Source organism: Micromonospora parastrephiae (assembly GCF_016802865.1).
Lineage (GTDB): Bacteria > Actinomycetota > Actinomycetes > Mycobacteriales > Micromonosporaceae > Micromonospora > Micromonospora parastrephiae.
In genome coordinates, this window is record NZ_JAEVHM010000124.1 from 1 (window position 1) to 17,141 (window position 17,141).

General features: G+C 71.8%; 14 protein-coding genes, 1 pseudogene and 1 riboswitch. Of the genes and pseudogenes, 5 read left to right on the top strand and 10 right to left on the bottom strand.

The genetic code is table 11. The annotated features are described in order from the left end of the window. From JNW91_RS21535 to JNW91_RS21545, 3 genes and pseudogenes are all read left to right on the top strand, one after another. A partial coding sequence (locus tag JNW91_RS21535; RefSeq protein ID WP_203177303.1) for a S8 family serine peptidase occupies positions 1-1,741 on the top strand: 1,741 nt, incomplete at its 5' end. 15 nt (positions 1,742-1,756) lie between these two features. Further along, a pseudogene (locus tag JNW91_RS21540) lies at positions 1,757-2,693 on the top strand (GNAT family N-acetyltransferase). 77 nt (positions 2,694-2,770) lie between these two features. Beyond that, positions 2,771-3,016, top strand: a complete 246-nt coding sequence (locus tag JNW91_RS21545; RefSeq protein WP_203177304.1) for a hypothetical protein — start codon at positions 2,771-2,773, stop codon at positions 3,014-3,016. 59 nt (positions 3,017-3,075) lie between these two features. On the opposite strand, the gene groL is transcribed toward JNW91_RS21545, so the two are convergent. From groL to JNW91_RS21560, 3 genes are all read right to left on the bottom strand, one after another. Next, entirely contained in the window at positions 3,076-4,698 is a 1,623-nt protein-coding gene (gene groL, locus JNW91_RS21550) for a chaperonin GroEL (protein ID WP_030490078.1), read from the bottom strand. 269 nt (positions 4,699-4,967) lie between these two features. Further along, complete coding sequence (locus JNW91_RS21555; protein ID WP_203177305.1) at positions 4,968-6,077, bottom strand: proline-rich domain-containing protein; 1,110 nt, start codon at positions 6,075-6,077, stop codon at positions 4,968-4,970. A gap of 98 nt (positions 6,078-6,175) precedes the next feature. After that, positions 6,176-6,379: a cold-shock protein gene (locus tag JNW91_RS21560; RefSeq protein ID WP_203177306.1), complete on the bottom strand. Its 204-nt coding sequence runs from the start codon at positions 6,377-6,379 to the stop codon at positions 6,176-6,178. A gap of 268 nt (positions 6,380-6,647) precedes the next feature. On the opposite strand from JNW91_RS21560, the gene JNW91_RS21565 reads away from it, so the two are divergent. Continuing rightward, positions 6,648-7,178: a GNAT family N-acetyltransferase gene (locus JNW91_RS21565; RefSeq protein ID WP_203177307.1), complete on the top strand. Its 531-nt coding sequence runs from the start codon at positions 6,648-6,650 to the stop codon at positions 7,176-7,178. A gap of 78 nt (positions 7,179-7,256) precedes the next feature. Here the strand turns inward: JNW91_RS21565 and paaN are convergent, their stop codons facing one another. From paaN to JNW91_RS21585, 4 genes are all read right to left on the bottom strand, one after another. Beyond that, positions 7,257-8,930: a phenylacetic acid degradation protein PaaN gene (gene paaN / locus JNW91_RS21570; protein ID WP_203177308.1), complete on the bottom strand. Its 1,674-nt coding sequence runs from the start codon at positions 8,928-8,930 to the stop codon at positions 7,257-7,259. A gap of 50 nt (positions 8,931-8,980) precedes the next feature. Then, on the bottom strand, positions 8,981-10,000 hold the full coding sequence (locus JNW91_RS21575; RefSeq protein ID WP_203177309.1) for a GNAT family N-acetyltransferase: 1,020 nt from the start codon (positions 9,998-10,000) through the stop codon (positions 8,981-8,983). Between the two features lie 251 nt (positions 10,001-10,251). After that, the gene (thrC, locus tag JNW91_RS21580) at positions 10,252-11,538 is read right to left on the bottom strand and encodes a threonine synthase (RefSeq protein WP_203177310.1); all 1,287 of its coding nucleotides are present in this window, start codon (positions 11,536-11,538) and stop codon (positions 10,252-10,254) included. Between the two features lie 11 nt (positions 11,539-11,549). Beyond that, positions 11,550-11,685, bottom strand: a riboswitch (SAM riboswitch). Positions 11,686-11,752: 67 nt separating this feature from the next. Continuing rightward, positions 11,753-12,721, bottom strand: coding sequence for a DMT family transporter (locus JNW91_RS21585; protein ID WP_203177311.1), 969 nt, complete (start codon positions 12,719-12,721; stop codon positions 11,753-11,755). A gap of 91 nt (positions 12,722-12,812) precedes the next feature. Between JNW91_RS21585 and JNW91_RS21590 the strand changes: the two genes are divergently transcribed. After that, positions 12,813-13,118, top strand: a complete 306-nt coding sequence (locus tag JNW91_RS21590) for an ArsR/SmtB family transcription factor (RefSeq protein WP_203177312.1) — start codon at positions 12,813-12,815, stop codon at positions 13,116-13,118. 169 nt (positions 13,119-13,287) lie between these two features. Here JNW91_RS21590 and JNW91_RS21595 read toward each other — a convergent pair whose 3' ends face one another. The 3 genes from JNW91_RS21595 to JNW91_RS21605 all read right to left on the bottom strand — a co-directional run. Further along, the gene (locus JNW91_RS21595; RefSeq protein ID WP_203177313.1) at positions 13,288-13,737 is read right to left on the bottom strand and encodes a DoxX family protein; all 450 of its coding nucleotides are present in this window, start codon (positions 13,735-13,737) and stop codon (positions 13,288-13,290) included. Between the two features lie 436 nt (positions 13,738-14,173). Further along, positions 14,174-15,040 (bottom strand): ABC transporter permease, encoded by an 867-nt coding sequence (locus JNW91_RS21600; protein ID WP_203177314.1) that lies wholly within the window; start codon positions 15,038-15,040, stop codon positions 14,174-14,176. Next, positions 15,040-17,141, bottom strand: a 2,102-nt coding sequence (locus JNW91_RS21605) for an ATP-binding cassette domain-containing protein (protein WP_203177315.1), incomplete at its 5' end; no start/stop codon positions are given. The genes JNW91_RS21600 and JNW91_RS21605, both read right to left, overlap by 1 nt.

Consider the following 17,141-nt stretch of genomic DNA (forward strand, 5'->3'; position numbering starts at 1 on the left):
GGCGCTGCTGCTGCTCGCGGCGGGCACCGGCCAGTCCGGCGCCCAGCTACCCGCGCTGCTGACCCTGCCACCGGCGGGTTTCACGCTGGCCGCCCTCTGGGCCGCGACCTGGCGGCCCACCGTCGACCCGGCGGACGCCGCCCACGCCGGCCGGACGGCGACCGGCTGGCTGGTGGGACTGGGCGCACTCGGCCCGCTGGCGTTCACCGACCCGGAGGAGATCAGCCTGCTGCTGGTCGGCACCCGCGACGTGCCGTTCTGGGTGGCGGCCGCCGCCGGCGCCGGGCTCGCCGTCGCGGTCGGGGTCGCCATCGGGTACGCGGTGCTGCTGGCCCGGCGGTCGGCGCGTACCCCGAGCCGTCGGCTGGCCGCGGTTGCCGCGGTGGTGCTGCTGGTGACGTTCGGCGTGGTCGACGTCGGCCCCGGGCAGCCCGGCCTCTACGGCGAGCGGCTGCTGGTGGTGCTGCGCGAGCAGGCCGACCTGAACGGTCTACCGGCCGGCGTACCGGGCCGGGCGGGACGAGACGCGCGGGCGACGGAGGTCTACCGGCGGCTGGTGGACACCGCCGAACGCAGCCAGACCGACCTGCGCCGCGACCTGAGCCGGCTGGGACTCGACCCGGTCTCCTACTACCTGGTCAACGCGGTCGAGGTAGACGGCGGCCCGGCGGTGCGGGCGTGGCTCGCGCGCCGGCCGGAGGTGGCCCGGGTGCTGGTCAGCCAGCGCCTGCGGCCCCTACCCGCGCCGGCCGGGCAGAGCCGGGGCACCGCGCCCGCACCCACCGGTCCGCAATGGAACATCCGCCAGCTCGGCGCCGACCAGGTCTGGTCGCAACTCGGGGTGACCGGCGCCGGGATCGTCGTGGGCAGCTCGGACTCCGGGGTGGACGGGACCCACCCGGCGCTGCGGGCCGGGTTCCGCGGCGGAAACGACTCCTGGTACGACCCGTGGAACGACACCCGGAGCCCGACCGACAAGGGCGGGCACGGCACCCACACGGTGGGCAGCGCGGTCGGGCGGGACGGCATCGGTGTGGCGCCGGACGCGCAGTGGGTGGGCTGCGTCAACCTGGACCGCAACCTGGGCAGCCCGGGGCACTACCTGGACTGCCTCCAGTTCATGCTGGCGCCCTTCCCTGCCGGCGGCGACCCGTTCACCGACGGCCGGCCGGAACGCGCCCCGCAGGTGCTGACGAACTCCTGGGGTTGCCCCTCGATCGAGGGCTGCGACCAGCGGGTTCTGCGACCGGCCACCGCCGCGCTGGACGCCGCCGGGATCTTCGTGGTCGCCGCCGCCGGCAACACCGGCCCGTGGTGCGCGTCGATCGACGACCCACCCGCGCCGTACCCGGACGTGCTGACCGTGGGCGCGGTGGACGCGCAGCGGCGGGTGGCCGAGTTCTCCTCGCGCGGGCCCGTGCCCGGTGGCGTGGGCAAGCCGGACGTGCTGGCGCCGGGCGTGGGTGTGGTGTCGGCGATGCCGGGTGGCGGGTACGCCGCCCTGGACGGCACGTCGATGGCGACGCCCCAGGTGGCCGGGGTGGTGGCGCTGATGTGGTCGGCGAATCCGGCGCTGGTCGGCGACCTGGCCCGGACGCGGCAGATCCTGCGGGACACCGCGACGCCGGCCGTACCCACCTACCGCTCCCGCAACCCGGCCGACGCCTGCGGCGGCCCGGCGAACGTCACCGGCGCCGGCCAGGTCGACGCCCTCGCCGCCGTCCGCGCCGCCCGACGGTGATCTAAGGTCGCGATCATGGACGCCGAGATCACCATCACCGAGCTGACCCCCGAACTGGCCCCCGCCGTGGTACGGCTCTGCGAGCGGGCACTCGACCTGCCCGAGGACGCCGCCGAGGCGGCCCCCATCGTGGATGTGCTCTGGCCCCGCGCCAGCGCCGACCGGCCGGTGGTCGGGCTGGGCGCCTACCGGGGGGGCGGAACTCGTCGGAGTGCTGCTCTGCTCGGTGCCGCCGAACGACCCGACGCTCGGGCACGTGGACCTGGTCGCGGTTCTTCCGGACCAGCGTCGCCAGGGGGTGGGCCGGGCGCTGCTGGCGCGCGCCGAAGCGGTGCTCGCCGAGCGCGGGGTGACCGAGGTGCTGCTCGCCGGGAACCCGCCGTACTACGCGTGGCCGGGCATCGACGTGCGCTACACGCCTGCGGTCTGCGCCGCCCTGGCGTGGGGCTACCGGCAGGACCGGACCGCCTGGAACATGACCGCCGACCTGTCGTACGACGGCTCGCCGGCGCTGCGGTCGACCGAGGCGGCGGAGCGGCGGCTGGCCGAGCGGGGAATCACGGTACGTCGGGCGGAGCCTGCGGACCTGCCGGCGCTGACCGCGTTCGCCCGGTCCACCTTCGGCGGGACGTGGGACGGCGAGTTGGCCGGTTCGGTGGGCCGGGCGGGCGCTGGTTGTCATCTGGCGGAGCGGGACGGCGAGTTGCTCGGCTTCGCCGCGTACGGGTCGTCGCGGCCGAGCTGGTTCGGGCCGATGGGCACCGCTCCGGCGGCCGAGGGTTCCGGGATCGGTGGGGTGCTGCTGCGTCGCTGTCTGCGCGACCAGCGGGCGGCGGGGCTGGACCGGGCAGAGATCGGCTGGGTGGGGCCGGTGCCGTTCTACTCGGGCAGCGCCGGCGCGCGGATCGAGCGGGTCTTCTTCCTGTACCGGCGGTCCCTACCGGCAGCATAACTGGGCAAATGGGACATAGATTCATTCGCCCGCACCGCCCATCGACGCCCCCTACCGTTTCGGTAGAGGAGGCAGCCATGACCACGGATGACGACCAGACCGAGGACGGCCCGCCGATCACCTGGAAACCGGTCGGCGACCTGCCCGGCCAACTGCCGTTCGACCGGCTCGACTACGGCGACGCCGAACAACTGGCCGAAATGACCACCGACGGCGAGTCGGCGATCGAGGAGCCGCAGGAGATGGTGGACGCGCCGATCCAGCTGCTTCCGCCGTACGACCGGGCGCAGAAGAGGCGTAACCAGCGCCCGCTGCCCACCTGACGACGAACGGGGCGGACCGCGTCAGCGGCCCGCCCCGTTCGGTGTGTCGGAAACTGGACTCAGAAGTCCATGTCCCCGCCACCCGGACCAGCCGGGGCAGCCGGGGTCTTCTCCGGCTTGTCCGCGACGACGGCCTCGGTGGTGAGGAAGAGCGCCGCGATGGAAGCGGCGTTCTGCAGCGCCGAGCGGGTCACCTTGGCCGGGTCGATGATGCCCGCGGCCAGCAGGTCGACGTACTCGCCGTTGGCGGCGTTGAGGCCGTGACCCGCTTCGAGGTTACGGACCTTCTCCACCACGACGCCGCCCTCAAGGCCGGCGTTGACGGCGATCTGCCGCAGCGGGGCGTCCAGCGCGACCTTGACGATGTTGGCACCGGTCGCCTCGTCGCCGACCAGGTCCAGCTTGTCGAAGGCGGTCTTGCCGGCCTGCACCAGCGCGACGCCACCACCCGGGACGATGCCCTCCTCGACGGCGGCCTTCGCGTTGCGAACGGCGTCCTCGATGCGGTGCTTGCGCTCCTTGAGCTCGACCTCGGTGGCCGCGCCGACCTTGATGACCGCAACGCCGCCGGCCAGCTTGGCCAGCCGCTCCTGCAGCTTCTCCCGGTCGTAGTCGGAGTCGCTCTTGTCGATCTCGGCCCGGATCTGGTTGACCCGGCCCTGGATCTGCTCGGCGTCACCGGCACCGTCGACGATGGTGGTCTCGTCCTTGGTCACCACGACCTTGCGGGCGCGGCCCAGCATGTCGAGGCTGGCGGCGTCCAGCTTGAGGCCGACCTCCTCGCTGATGACCTGGCCACCGGCGAGGATGGCGATGTCGGTCAGCATGGCCTTGCGGCGGTCACCGAAGCCCGGCGCCTTGACGGCGACCGACTTGAAGGTGCCACGGACCTTGTTGACCACCAGGGTGGCCAGGGCCTCGCCCTCCAGGTCCTCGGCGATGATCAGCAGCGGCTTGCCCGACTGCATGACCTTCTCCAGGATCGGGAGCAGGTCCTTCACGGACGAGATCTTGCTGTTGGCGATCAGGATGTACGGGTCGTCGAAGACGGCCTCCATACGCTCCGGGTCGGTCATGAAGTAGGCCGAGATGTAGCCCTTGTCGAAGCGCATACCCTCGGTGAGCTCCAGCTCCAGCCCGAAGGTGTTGCTCTCCTCGACGGTGATGACGCCTTCCTTGCCGACCTTGTCCATCGCCTCGGCGATGATCTCGCCGACGGTGCTGTCACCAGCGGAGATGGAGGCGGTGGAGGCGATCTGCTCCTTGGTCTCGACGTCCTTGGCGAGCTTGGACAGCTCCTCCGAGACGCTCGCGACCGCGGCCTCGATGCCCCGCTTCAGGGCCATCGGGTTGGCGCCGGCGGCCACGTTGCGCAGGCCCTCGCGAACCAGGGCCTGGGCCAGGACGGTCGCCGTCGTCGTGCCGTCACCGGCAACGTCGTCGGTCTTCTTGGCGACCTCCTTGACCAGCTCGGCGCCGATCTTCTCGTACGGGTCCTCGAGCTCGATCTCCTTGGCGATGCTCACACCATCGTTGGTGATGGTGGGGGCACCCCACTTCTTCTCGAGCACGACGTTGCGGCCCTTGGGGCCGAGGGTCACCTTTACGGCGTCGGCGAGCTGGTTCATGCCACGCTCGAGGCCGCGGCGCGCCTCTTCGTCGAACGCGATCATCTTTGCCATACGGCGTTGTCCTCCTGGACACTCACGGCCACCCGAGTGTGTGTCCCGGATGGGCCGCCTGGTGTACGCACTTGGGACGTCGCCACCAGGCGACGACGACGTCCTTCGGCCGGGCCGGATAGCCCGCGACGACCGGCCATGTGCCGCCCCGGCGTCTCCACGCCGGTGCAACCTGGCCCCACCGTCCCGACCATTGGCACTCACGGTATGCGAGTGCCAATGACTTGTTTAGCACTCTCCCCTGCCGAGTGCAAGCACGATGGGTCCGCTCAGCCGAGTTCCACAGCCAGCCGGGCGCTGTTCACCGGCGCCTCATGGGCCCGCTGCTCGGCGTACGTGACCAGCAGACCGATCAACTGGGCGAGGTGGGCCGGCAGGGCCAGCAGGGCTGAGACCCCGATCACCGCGACGATGCCGACTGCGGTGCCCGGCGACGCGAGCGGATCCGGACCCAACGGGGCGGAGACGATCGACTCCAGCACCGACGGGATCACGCTGGCCACGATCACCGCCGCGACGACGAGCGCCACCCGACCCAGCAGCAGGCCGAGCCGATCGTGGAACATCCGGAACGACCGACCGATCGGGTTCTGCCGTTCGAACAGGTAGACCGGCCCGGTCATGCTCAACGCGAACGCCAGGTAGATGCCCGGTAGCACGCAGAAGCAGAGCCCCACCCCGATGAGCAGACTGGTCAACAGGGTCCAGCCCCACAGTCCGAGTGCCCGTCGTGCGCCGTAGCGCAGCGCCGGCCCCAGGCCGACGGGCTCCCCCGCCGCCTGCCGGGTGATCACCCAACTGCCCGCGGCCCACCCCACCGCCTGCATCAGCCCGATCAGCAGGCTGCCGACGATCAGTACGGCCAGGAGACTCACCAGGTCCGTGACGAACGTCTCCGGCAGCCCGGACGGTGGATCAGCCTCGACCTGCGCCGCCCAGCCGGCCGACGGGTCCACACCGAGGGAGATCACCGAGAGCACGGCCGCTGGCAGCACCTGGGTGAGCACCATGATGGGCACCAGCAGCCGCCAGCCCCGGCGCAGCGCTCCCCCGCACCGGGTGAACCAGTTGCCGATACCAGCGCCGGGCGGGGTGACCAGGGCGTCGTTCGGGTCGAACCCGTGACCCGGCGGGTACCAACCGACCGGCGCGCCCGGATACCACGGCTGCCGGGGGAAGGGGCCGGCGTCCGGCGGGTAGCCGCCGGTGGGAGGGGACACCCAGCCCTGCGGAGGAGGCGCTCCGGGCGTAGCCCAGCCGCCCTGCGCGGGATCCCAGCCGGGCGGCGGGCCGGCCTGACCGCCGGGTGCGCCCGGGTCGGACGGGCCCGGCGCCCCCGGCCCGGGAGGCGGAGTGGGCGGGGGCGGCTGGTCGGTCATGAACCCTCCTCAGCATCGGCTGGAACGGTTCACGATCTTCCCGGGTGTGTGCCCGCACCGCAGCCCCGACGCGCGGGAATCGATCGGGGCGGAGAGGCTCAGGCGAGGAGGCGTACGTGCTCGGCCTGTGGGCCCTTCTGGCCCTGGGCGATCTCGAACTCCACCCGCTGACCGTCGTCCAGCGCCTTGTAGCCGTCCATCTCGATCGCGGAGAAGTGGACGAACACGTCCTGACCGCCGTCCACGGCGATGAAGCCGTAGCCCTTTTCGGCGTTGAACCACTTCACGGTGCCCTGTGCCACGGTGCACTTCCTCACTCTGCGCGGCGCTCCCTGCCCCGGCGCACGGCGTGGCCGAGCGCCCGCGGACCACCGCTCCGGCAATCGATGACGGCCGCTGAAACGGGTGACCGAAATCGCACGCTACACGAGGAGTGACGGTCGCGCACGATCACAAATCGGGCATATTTCAGGGCGTGCCGACCGTGACGGTGAGCCGGATTCCCATCACAAGATCCACCCCCGTGATTACCGCCGAAAACCGCTTCCAGCCCTGTGATAGGCATGCGGCATGACCACCGACACGGGCTCGCCCGCCCTGCGGCAGGCGCAGATCCGCCGGGTTCGGCCGGAGGACGCCGCCCGGATGCGGGCGTTGCGCCTGGAGATGCTCGCCGACGCGCCGCTGGCCTTTCTGGAGACGATCGCCGACGCGGCCGCCCGGTCCCACGCCGAGTACGCCGCGCGGGTGGCGTACACCTCGCGCGGCGCCGACACCGCGCAGTTCGTGGCGGATCCGGGCGGCCGGTTCGTCGGGCACGCCGGTGGCACCGTCGCACCACGCGAGGCCGGGCTGACCGTCATCTACGCGGTCTACGTCACGCCGACGTGGCGGGGCACCGGCCTGCTCGGCGAGCTGATCGAGGAGGTGGCTGCCTGGTCGAGGGCCTGCGGTCGGCCGGAGCTGCTGCTGGAGGTGGTGGTCGGCAACGACCGCGCCTACCGGGCCTACCAGCGGCTGGGCTTCGAGGACACCGGCGTACGGGTCCCCCACCCGACGATCCCAGCCCTGACCGAGCTACAGATGCGCCGCCCAGCCTGACCCCCGACGATCAAGAGGTTTGCGTCAACAACAGGGCCCCGGTGACGCAAACCTCTTGGTCACCAACCGCAACCCCACTCAGACGTGCCGCCGGGACTGGACGATCCGGAACCGGTTGGCCACGTACGCCCCGTCGGTCAACGCCGAGTTGGCCGCCGCGTTGGCGCCGCTGCCGTGGAAGTCGGAGAACGCGGCCGACTGGTTCACGAAGACCCCGCCGGTCAGGTTGCAGGACAGGTGCACGCCGACCTCGACCGCGACCGCCTCGGCGGCGTCCAGCACCGACTCGTCGGTGGAGTAGACCCCGGCGGTGAGCGCGCCCTTCTCGCCGACCGTCCGACGCAGCAGCTCCAGGCTGTGGGCGGTGGAGTCGGTGGCGATGGCGAAGGAGATCGGGCCGAACCACTCCCGGCCGTACGTCTCCGCGTCGTCGGCGGTCAGCTTCACGATCGTCGGGGTACGGACCACCGCGTCGGCGTACGCCGGGTGGGCGACGGCCCGTGACTCCAGCACCGGCTCGCCCACCTTGGTCACGTCGGCCAGCCGCTCCAACACCCCGTCGTTGACGATGGCGCCGGTCAACTCGACGCCCCGGGCGGGGTCGGCGGTCAGCTTGCCGACCGCCGCGGCGATCCCACCGGCGACCTCGTCGAAGCTCTTGTGCCCCTGGTCGGTGTCGATGCCGCCGGCGGGGATGAGGATGTTCTGCGAGGTGGTGCACATCTGACCGCTGTAGAGGGTCAGGGTGAAGCCGAGGTTGCGGCACATGCCGGCGAAGTCGTCGGTGGAGTCGATGACGACCGTGTTCAGGCCGGCCTTCTCGGTGTAGACCGACGCCTGCCGGGCGTGCGTCTCCAGCCAGTCGCCGTACTCGGTGGAACCGGTGAAGTCGACGATCTTGACGGAGCGGTGCAGGGCGAGGTCGCTGGCGAGCTTCTCGCCGGGCGCCTCGGCGGCCAGCAGGACGAGGTTCGGGTCGAAGCCGGCCTCGGCGAGCACCTCCCGGGCGTACTTCACGGTGATGGCCAGCGGCAGCACCGCGCGCGGGTGCGGCTTGACGATCACCGGGTTTCCGGTGACCAGCGACGCGAACAGGCCGGGGTACGAGTTCCAGGTCGGGAAGGTGTTGCAGCCGATCACCAGCGCCACCCCACGCGGCACCACGTGGAACGTCTTGGTCATCCGCAGCGGGTCACCCTTGCCGGCGGACTTCTCCCAGCCGGCCGTGCCCGGGTGCCGGGTCATCTCGGCGTACGCGTACGCCAGCGCCTCCAGCGCCCGGTCCAGCGCGTGCGCGCCGCCGGCCTGGAAGGCCATCACGAACGCCTGCCCGCTGGTGAACTGCACCGCGTTCGCCAGCTCGAAGATGTGCTTGTGCAGCCGGCCGAGGATCTCCAGGCAGACCCCCACCCGGGCCTGCGGGCCGGCGTCGCGCCAGGCGGGCAGCGCGGCGGAGGCGGCGCGGATCAGCTCGTCGGTGCCGGCGTGCGGGTAACGCACCGCCAGCTCCACCCCGAACGGGCTGGCCTCGGTGGCGACGCGTTCGCCGGTGCCGGGCTGGTCGAGGGGGAAGTCGCCACCGAGGTACGCCTCGAACGCGGCCTTGCCGTCGGCGGCGGCGGTCTCGCCGTACACCCGGGGGCTGGGGGACTCGGGATAGGCGGACCAGTAGCCCCGCTCCGTGATCGCGGTCAGCGCACGGTTGAGGGTGTCGGCGTGCCTGTCGTACAGGGGCTGCGGGGTCTCCGTCATGCCCGCCATCATGCACGAGTCAGGTCCGCGAGCAGTAGGGCCGATACCCGTCAGAGGGCGAGCTGCCAGTTGTTCCAGGCGTCCACGGGGCGGAAGCCGAGCTGCTCGTTGATCGCCACCATGTAGCTGTTGCTGGCCGCGTTGAAGGTGTCGATCACCCGGACCGCCGGTTCGTGGGTGAGCAGGTGGTGCAGGTTCTCCGCCTTGGCGATGAGGCCGAGCCGGTGCCCCCGGTGTGCCGGGTCGACGATGGTGATCTGCTGGAACGCGTGCCAGTCGGCGGAGGCGCCCACGCCCAGCAGGGTCCAGGCGACCAACCGGCCGGACTCCTCGTGGCGTACCCCGAGGTGGTAGCGCCGGCGACCCTTGGCGTCGAGGCTCCGCTCGGTGCCACGGATCCGCTCGGCGTCCACCTGCTCCGGCTCCCACTGCACGTCGCCCATGGGCGCGTCCATGAGCAGTCGGCCGTCCAGGTAGGCGACGTCCGCCACGTACTCCTGCGGAGTGGCGCCCTGCCAGCAGACCGACCGGTAGCCCTCGGCCCGCGGCCGGGCGTCGGCCAGCGCCGCCCGCAGCGCGACCCGGTCGATCTCGCCGACGTCGAGCCGGCGACGCACCTCGGCCAGCGCGGACTGGGCGCCGGTGGTGGCGGCGAACGCGTTGCCCGCGCCCGAACGGGCCGGCCCGCCGGGCAGCGCGGAGACGGTCATCGCGACGACCCGCTTGCGTCCGTGCTCGCGCAGCAGGCGCACCCCGTACTCGTGCAACGCCCGGCCGACACCCCGCCGCCGCAGCTCGGGGTGCACCACCAGCTCGGCCGTGGCGTTGTCGGTGTTGTCCAACTGCGGCAGGTCGAGTTGCAGGTAACCGGCCGGTACGCCGTCCAGCCGGGCCAGCGCCCAGAGCGTCCGGGTGTCGGGCGCCGGCGTGTGGAAGAGCGCGTCGAAGCGTCGCCGGCAGAAGGGCGGAAAGTCCGGCAGGTCGACGTCGTTGGCCGCCGCCCCGATCCGGTACGCCTCGTCGACCGCGGCCCGGTCGGTGCCGTCGAACGACGCGATGCTGATGCTCATGCCGCTGAGCGTGCACCCCGGAAAAGCGATCGGGCAGCGATTATTCGCTGGCCCGATCGAACGTGGTCGGGAGGGACACTCGCACAACGCCTCCGGCGTTGGGTCGCAAGAACTTCAAAAGTCTCCGGCGAAATGCCCTCCCGCACGGAGCATCTTGCGCCGTCCGGTTCCTGTCGTCAAGTCCATAGCGGCGGGTTTTCCACACTCACAGCGAAAAGCCAGTTACCCGGCGGATCGACCCGATGCCCGGTTCAGCCGAGGAGACCGGCGTCCCGGGCGGCGCGCAGGGAGGGCTTGATGTGGTGGGTCGGCCCGACCTGGCCGGCCACCGCGTCGATGGTCTTCAGACCCTCGCCGGTGTTGAACACGACGGTCTCGGCCGTCGGGTCGAGCCGACCGGACTCGACGAGCTTTCGCAGCACCGCCACGGTGACGCCACCGGCGGTTTCGGCGAAGACACCGGTGGTGCGGGCCAGATCGCGGATGCCGGCGCGGATCTCGTCGTCGTCGACGTACTCCATCCAGCCACCGGTGCGGCGGACCGCCTCCAGGGCGTAGAGGCCGGCGGCCGGGTCGCCGATGTTGAGCGACTTGGCGATGCCGGTGGGCTTGACCGGGGTGATCGTGTCCGTGTCGGCGTGCAACGCGGTCGCGATCGGGTTGCAGCCGGCCGACTGCGCGCCGAAGACCTTCCAGCCGCCGACCGGCGCCTCCACCAGGCCGATCTCGACCAGCTCGGAGAACGCCTTGTCAATCTTGGTGAGCAGTTCACCGCTGGCCACCGGGATGACCACCTGGGCGGGGATCCGCCAGCCGAGCTGCTCGGCCACCTCGTAGCCGAGGGTCTTGGAGCCCTCCGCGTAGTACGGCCGGACGTTGACGTTGACGAACGCGGTGTCCTCGAACTCGTCGGTCTCCACCAGCTCACCGCAGAGCCGGTTGACGTCGTCGTACGAGCCGTCGATGGCGACCAGCTCGCCGCCGTAGACGGCGGTGGTGATGACCTTGCCCTGCTCCAGGTCACTGGGGATGAAGACCACCGACGGCACTCCGGCGCGAGCGCCGTGCGCGGCTACCGAGTTGGCCAGGTTGCCGGTCGACGCGCAGGCGAACCGGGTGAAGCCGAGCGCCTTCGCGGCGGTGAGCGCCACCGAGACGACCCGGTCCTTGAACGAGTGGGTCGGGTTGGCGCTGTCGTCCTTGACCCAGAGCGGTGCGGTGATGCCCAGCTCGGCGGCGAGGTGCGGGGCCGCCACCAGCGGGGTGAGCCCCGGGTCGAGGGTGACCCGGGTGGCCGGGTCCTGGCCGACGGGCAGCAGGGCGGCGTAGCGCCAGATGTTCTGCGGGCCGGCCTCGATCTGCTCCCGGGTGACCGTGGCCAGGGCGGCGGTGTCGTAGTCGACCTCCAGCGGACCGAAACACTCGTAACAGGCGTGCTGCGCGGCGAGCGGGTAGCGGGCCGAGCAGGCGCGGCAGACCAGGGCGCGGGCGGGGCTGGCGGAGGTGCCGATACCGGGGGCGGCGAGCGTCGACGTCATGTCGAGGAGTCCTCTCATCTTTCCCCGCATCGCACGGTGCGGCGGGGACGGAATTGGCACCTGCCCCGCGGGTCGCTCAGCGGTGAGCGCGCGGGGTGGTTGCCGGGGCGTCGTCGGGCCGTATCCCTCAGCCCCTCTGGATGAGGTATGCAGTTGTGCCGTCGAGTCTAGGCAACGTTGCCCGTGGCTTCCACCGGGCATCCCAAGGAGTGGGTCAGCGGACGGCCACCGCGACCGGGTCGACCACCGCGGTCGGGTCCGTGACCGCGGTCGGTTGCGGCAGGGATGACGCCCGGGTCCGTGCCCTGTTGGCGAGGTTCGCGGCGATCAGAGCGGCGATGGTGATCGCGGCGCCGATCACCTCGACCGGGTCGGGCCGGTAGCCGCGGGCGATCTGCACCGCGAACGTGGTCACCGGTACCAGGTTCATGAACAGGGCCGCGTTGGCGGCGCCGAGCCGCTGCACGCCGGTGTTCCAGGCCAGGACCGCGATCACGGCGCCGACGATCACGGCGTACGCCAACTGCGGGGCGACCGCCGCGAGGTCGGCGGCGGCCGGCGCGTGCTGCCAGCCGAGGGCGTCGGCGGCGATGCTCGCGGCGAGCATGGCGGCCGTGCCGGCGAGCGCGGTCAGGGTGGTGAAGCGCAGCGGCGACCAGTCGCCGAACTGGCTGGCGCCGTGGGTGTAGATGCCCCAGCCGATCACCGCTCCGATCATCATCAGCGCGCCGACGCCGAACTGGCCGAGCCCGGCCAGGCTGCCGCGGGTGATCACCAGGCCGACGCCGAGGAGCGCCACCAGGGAGAGGGCCAGCAGGAGCGGCTTGGGGCGTACGCCGTCACGGGCCCACCGGACCAGTTGGGTGATCACCGGGGTGGTGGCCACGAAGAGGGCGACCTGCTGCGGGGCGGCGTGTTCGAGCGCCAGGTTGGTGAGCACGTTGAATCCTGCGAATCCGATGACGCCGAGCACCACCAGCTCGACCGCCCGGCCGCCGTGCCGCAGCGCACCGGCGCCCTCGCGGAGCAGCAGGATGCCGACCAGGATGACGGTGGCCAACAGGTAGCGGGCGGTGGTCAGGTTGAGCGGGTCGACCCGGGTCAGCGCACTGGCCAGGATGGGGAACATCACTCCCCAACCGACCACGGCGAGCAGCGGGTAGGCGGCGGTGCGGGATCGCATCGTCAGCTCCTTTGTTCGAGTATCGTCGAACCAACGACACCGACCCTAGGAGCTTGTTCGACATTTGTCGAACAACGGTTACACTGGTCACATGGAGCCGCACGAACCCGACCTGACCGCCGTGCCGGTCACCGCCGTGCTGGCCGCACTCGCCGACGAGGTACGGCTACAGATCGTGCGGGCGCTCGCCGAGGGCGGCGAGACCGCCTGCGGCACCCTCGACTTCGGCGTCTCCAAGGCGACCCGCAGCCACCACCTCAGGGTGCTGCGCGAGGCGGGCCTGACCCGCACCCGGGCCGCCGGCACCAGCCGCTACGTGCGACTCCGCCGCGACGAGCTGGAGAAGATCTACCCCGGCCTGCTGGACGCGGTCCTCACCCCCCGTCCGCCGGCCTGACGCCGCACGACCCTCTTTCGCCGGCTGCGGGCCTCGCGCGCCGGGCGGGTGGACCTGCCACCGGCGCACGCTGTGGAGCTGAATCGTTTGCGGCATCACCGATGGGCGGCCCCTGACCCGGCGCGTCGCCGGAGCCGCCTCGTGGGGGCTCCGGCGACGCTCGGTGCGGTCAGGCGGTTACCGGGCTGGGCTCGGCCGCCGATGGGGATGTATTGCCGGCGCGGCGCCGGGCGAGCAGCGCGTCGAGCGCCCAGGGGCCCGACCCGAGTGCGGCGACCAGCAGGAACGACCAGCAGAAGAGCGCTGCCAGCTCACCGCCGTTGTGCAGCGGCAGCAGCCCGTCCGGCTGGTGCACGACGAAATAGGCGTACGCCATCGAGCCGGACGCGAGAAACGCGGCGGGTCGGGCGAAGAGCCCGACCAGCACCAGTACGCCGCAGACCAGCTGGATCAGGGCGGCCCACCAGCCCGGCCAGGTGCCGAGCGGTACCGCCTTGCCGGTCATCGGGTTGCCGCCGAACAACCCGAAGACCGAGGACAGGCCGTGCAACGTGAACAGCAGTCCTGTCACGATGCGGAACAGGGACAGGGTCGGCCCGCCGAGCCGAGAGACGTTCATGGAGACCTCCATGGATAGGGATAGATGCCTATCAATGATGAGCCATGAAGCCATCGATTTTCATAAATTCCTTGCTGATGGGAAAGTCCCTGCCGAAAACATCTCAGGGAAAAGTGCGCGGCGGCGGATTTCGCGGCGCCGACTCTCAACTGCACCTATGCAAGAACTTCGACCGGGCGCCAAGCCGGCCACCGTCGGCGTGGGAGCGCTCCCGAGCTGACGGTACAGCCTGTCAAGCAGCCCGTACAGCCCCGCGGAGCTGCCCACACAGGACGGCGCGCATGATCCACTTCGTGTCGCTGACATCGCGGCGTCCCGGTCGCGGGATACCCCGATATCGGCGGAATGGAGTGGATCATGAGCCCGGCAGTGGACCCGGACGGGCCGATCGACGTGGGCAACACCGGCCGGATCGGCGTCAGCGCCTCGAAGAAAGCTACGACGTGATGTCCTTGCGGGTGAAGCGCCAGAACGCCAGCCCCCAGAACAGCGTCGCGTAGCTGATCGCGGAAATGCAGCCACGCACCACGTCGTCGGTCTGCACCGGGGTGGAGAGCAGCCCCAGCCAGGCGGTGCTGAAGTGGGTGGGCAGGAAGTCCCGCAGCGCGCCCAGGGCGGTGATCTGGTCCAGGATGCTGGACAGGATCCACAGCAGCACCGCACCACCCACCGCGCCCAACGCGGCGTCCGTCGTCACCGACAGCAGGAACGCCAGCCCGGCCACCACCAGGAGTACGACCGCCAGGTAGCCGAGCACGGCCAGCAGCCGGAGCAGCCCCTCGGTCGGCTCCAGCTCGGCGGCGACCGTGCTGCGCAGCGGCGACCAGCCGTAGCGCAGGGTGCCGGCGACCAGGGCGGTGCCGGCCAACAGCAGCAGGGCCAGACCCGAGTACGCGAGCGCGACCACCAGCTTCACCGTCAACAGCCGGGCCCGGGGCACCGGGACCGCCAGCAGATAGCGCAGGCTGCCCCAGCTCGCCTCGCTGGCCACCGTGTCCCCGCAGAACAACGCGACGACGACCACCAGCAGGAACGACGCCGACACGAAAATCGAGAACAGGGTGAAGTTGAGGCCGCCGGAGGTGGCCAGGTCGACCAGACTGGCGAACTCGTTGTTGCCGTTGTCGTCGTCGCCGCCCGAGTTGAACTGGAAGGCGACAAGGATGATCAGCGGCAGCAGCACCATGAACCCGAGGGCCAGCTGGGTCCGCCGCCGGGACGCCTGCCGGCGGAACTCCGCCGCGAACGGCATGGTGGCCGACGGCCGGTAGCCGCGGGCCTCACCCGCGCCAGAGACAGCCATCACCGGTCACCGCTTCCCCGAGAGTTCTCGCCCACCAGGGCGAGGAACGCGTCCTCCAGGCGCCGCCGGGGCACCACCCGGTCCACCCCGATGCCGGCGCGCACCAGCTCGGCCACCACCTCGCTGCGGGCCGTGCCGTTGGTGTCGACCACCAACTGGCCGTCGCTCTCCGGCAGCACCCGGACCCCGTGCAGCCGGTCCAGCACCGCCCGCGCCGCCACCGGGTCGGTGACGTCGAACAGCACGCTCGGCGACTCGCCCACGATCTCCTCCACCGGCCCGGACGCCACGATGCGGCCCTTGTTCACCACCACCGCGTGCGTGCAGGTCTGCTCCACCTCGGCCAGCAGGTGGCTGGAGACCAGCACCGCCCTGCCGTCCGTGGCGTACCGCTGGAGCACCCGGCGCATCTCGGCGATCTGCGGCGGGTCGAGCCCGTCGGTCGGCTCGTCCAGCACCAGCAGCTCGGGACGGCCCAGCATGGCCTGGGCGATGGCGAGGCGCTGACGCATACCGTGGCTGTAGTTCTTGATCTTCCGGTGCACCGAGTCGCCCAGTCCGGCGATCTCCAGGGCGTCGTCGAAGTGCGCGTCCTCGACCGGCCGCCCGGTGGCCCGCCAGTACGCCTTCAGGTTGTCCAGACCCGACAGGTGCGGCAGGAAGCCGGGCCCCTCCACCAGCGCGCCGATCCGGGACAGCACGGGCGAGCCGGGCACCAGCCGACGGCCGAACACGTAGATCTCCCCAGCCGTCGGCTGGGTCAGCCCCATCAGCACCCGCAGGGTCGTGGTCTTGCCGGCACCGTTCGGCCCCAGCAGACCCACCACCTGACCCGGGTGCACCTCGAAGTCGACGTTCGACACCGCGACGAAGCCGTCCGCGTACTCCTTGCGCAGCGCGCGCACGGCCAGCGGGGTGTCCGCGTACCCCGGATGCACGGAGCGGTCCTGGCGGCGGTGCCGGCGGCGGACGATGGCGACGACCACGACGAGCCCGACCGCGATGGCGGCGAGCAGGCCGGCGAGCACCCAGCGCCAGACGGTCGCCGTGGTGGGGATCGGCTCGCCGTCGACCGTGGGCAGGGCGACCGCGCCGTCCGCCGCCACCGTGTAGACGGTGGGTTCGGCGGGAGTCGTGTACGCCTGGTCGGAGCTGGCCACCACCAGCCGCAGTCGGTGCCCGGCCTCCACCCGCCGGACGATCCCGGGCAGCGTGACGGTGACCGGGCGGGCGTCCTGGACCCGCTGCGGCAGGCCGGTGAGCCGGACCGGGGCGACCAACCCGTTCGGCAGGGTGGCCGTGCCGTCCGGGTCGACGTCGTAGAGCTTGACGAAGAGCACCGCCGAACCGGTCGGCGACGCGGCCCGCAGGGTGACGGTGGGCGCGCCCGCCACGTCCACCGCCTCGGTCAGCGGCGTCGATTCGAAGCGTGCGTGCTGGCCGGGTACGTCCCCGGCCACGCCGTCGAGCAGCGAGGCGAGCCCACCGGCGAACGGGACCGAGGAGATGGCGGCCGGGTTGCCGTTCGGCGGGTTCGCGATCGGCTGCGCCGGGCCGGCGACCGTCACCTTCCGGCGGCTGTTGCCGGCCAGGCCCGGATAGTCGGCGCGACGGAAACCGGTGGCGACCAGCCCCCGGTCGAGCGCGTCGAAGCCGGCGATCCGCGACCAGGTGAAATCGTCGCCGGGGGCGTCACCCTCGCCCTTGACGTAGTGGTCGAGCCACTGGACGGTCAGGAACTTCACCCGGTCTTCGTCCGATCGGGGTCCACTGCCGCCGTCGTGCCCGCCGGTGAACCAGGCGACCCGCACCGGCGTGCCGGCGGCCGCGATGCCGCGCGCGTTCGCGTCCCCCTCGCCGAGCGGGAAGAGGGTGTCCGCCTCACCCTGCACCAGCAGCGTGGGCGCCTTGATCCGGTCCAGCACGCCCGCCGGACTGGACCGGCGCAGCAGGTCGACGGCGGCCTGGTCGGCCCGGCCGGTGGTGGCGATCCGCAGGTACGCGGCGCACACGTCGGCGGCGAACCGCCCGCAGGACGGGTCGGCGGCACCGGCCGGAGCGCCACCGGGGCCGGTGCCCGGACCGGCGCCCGGGCCGGGCT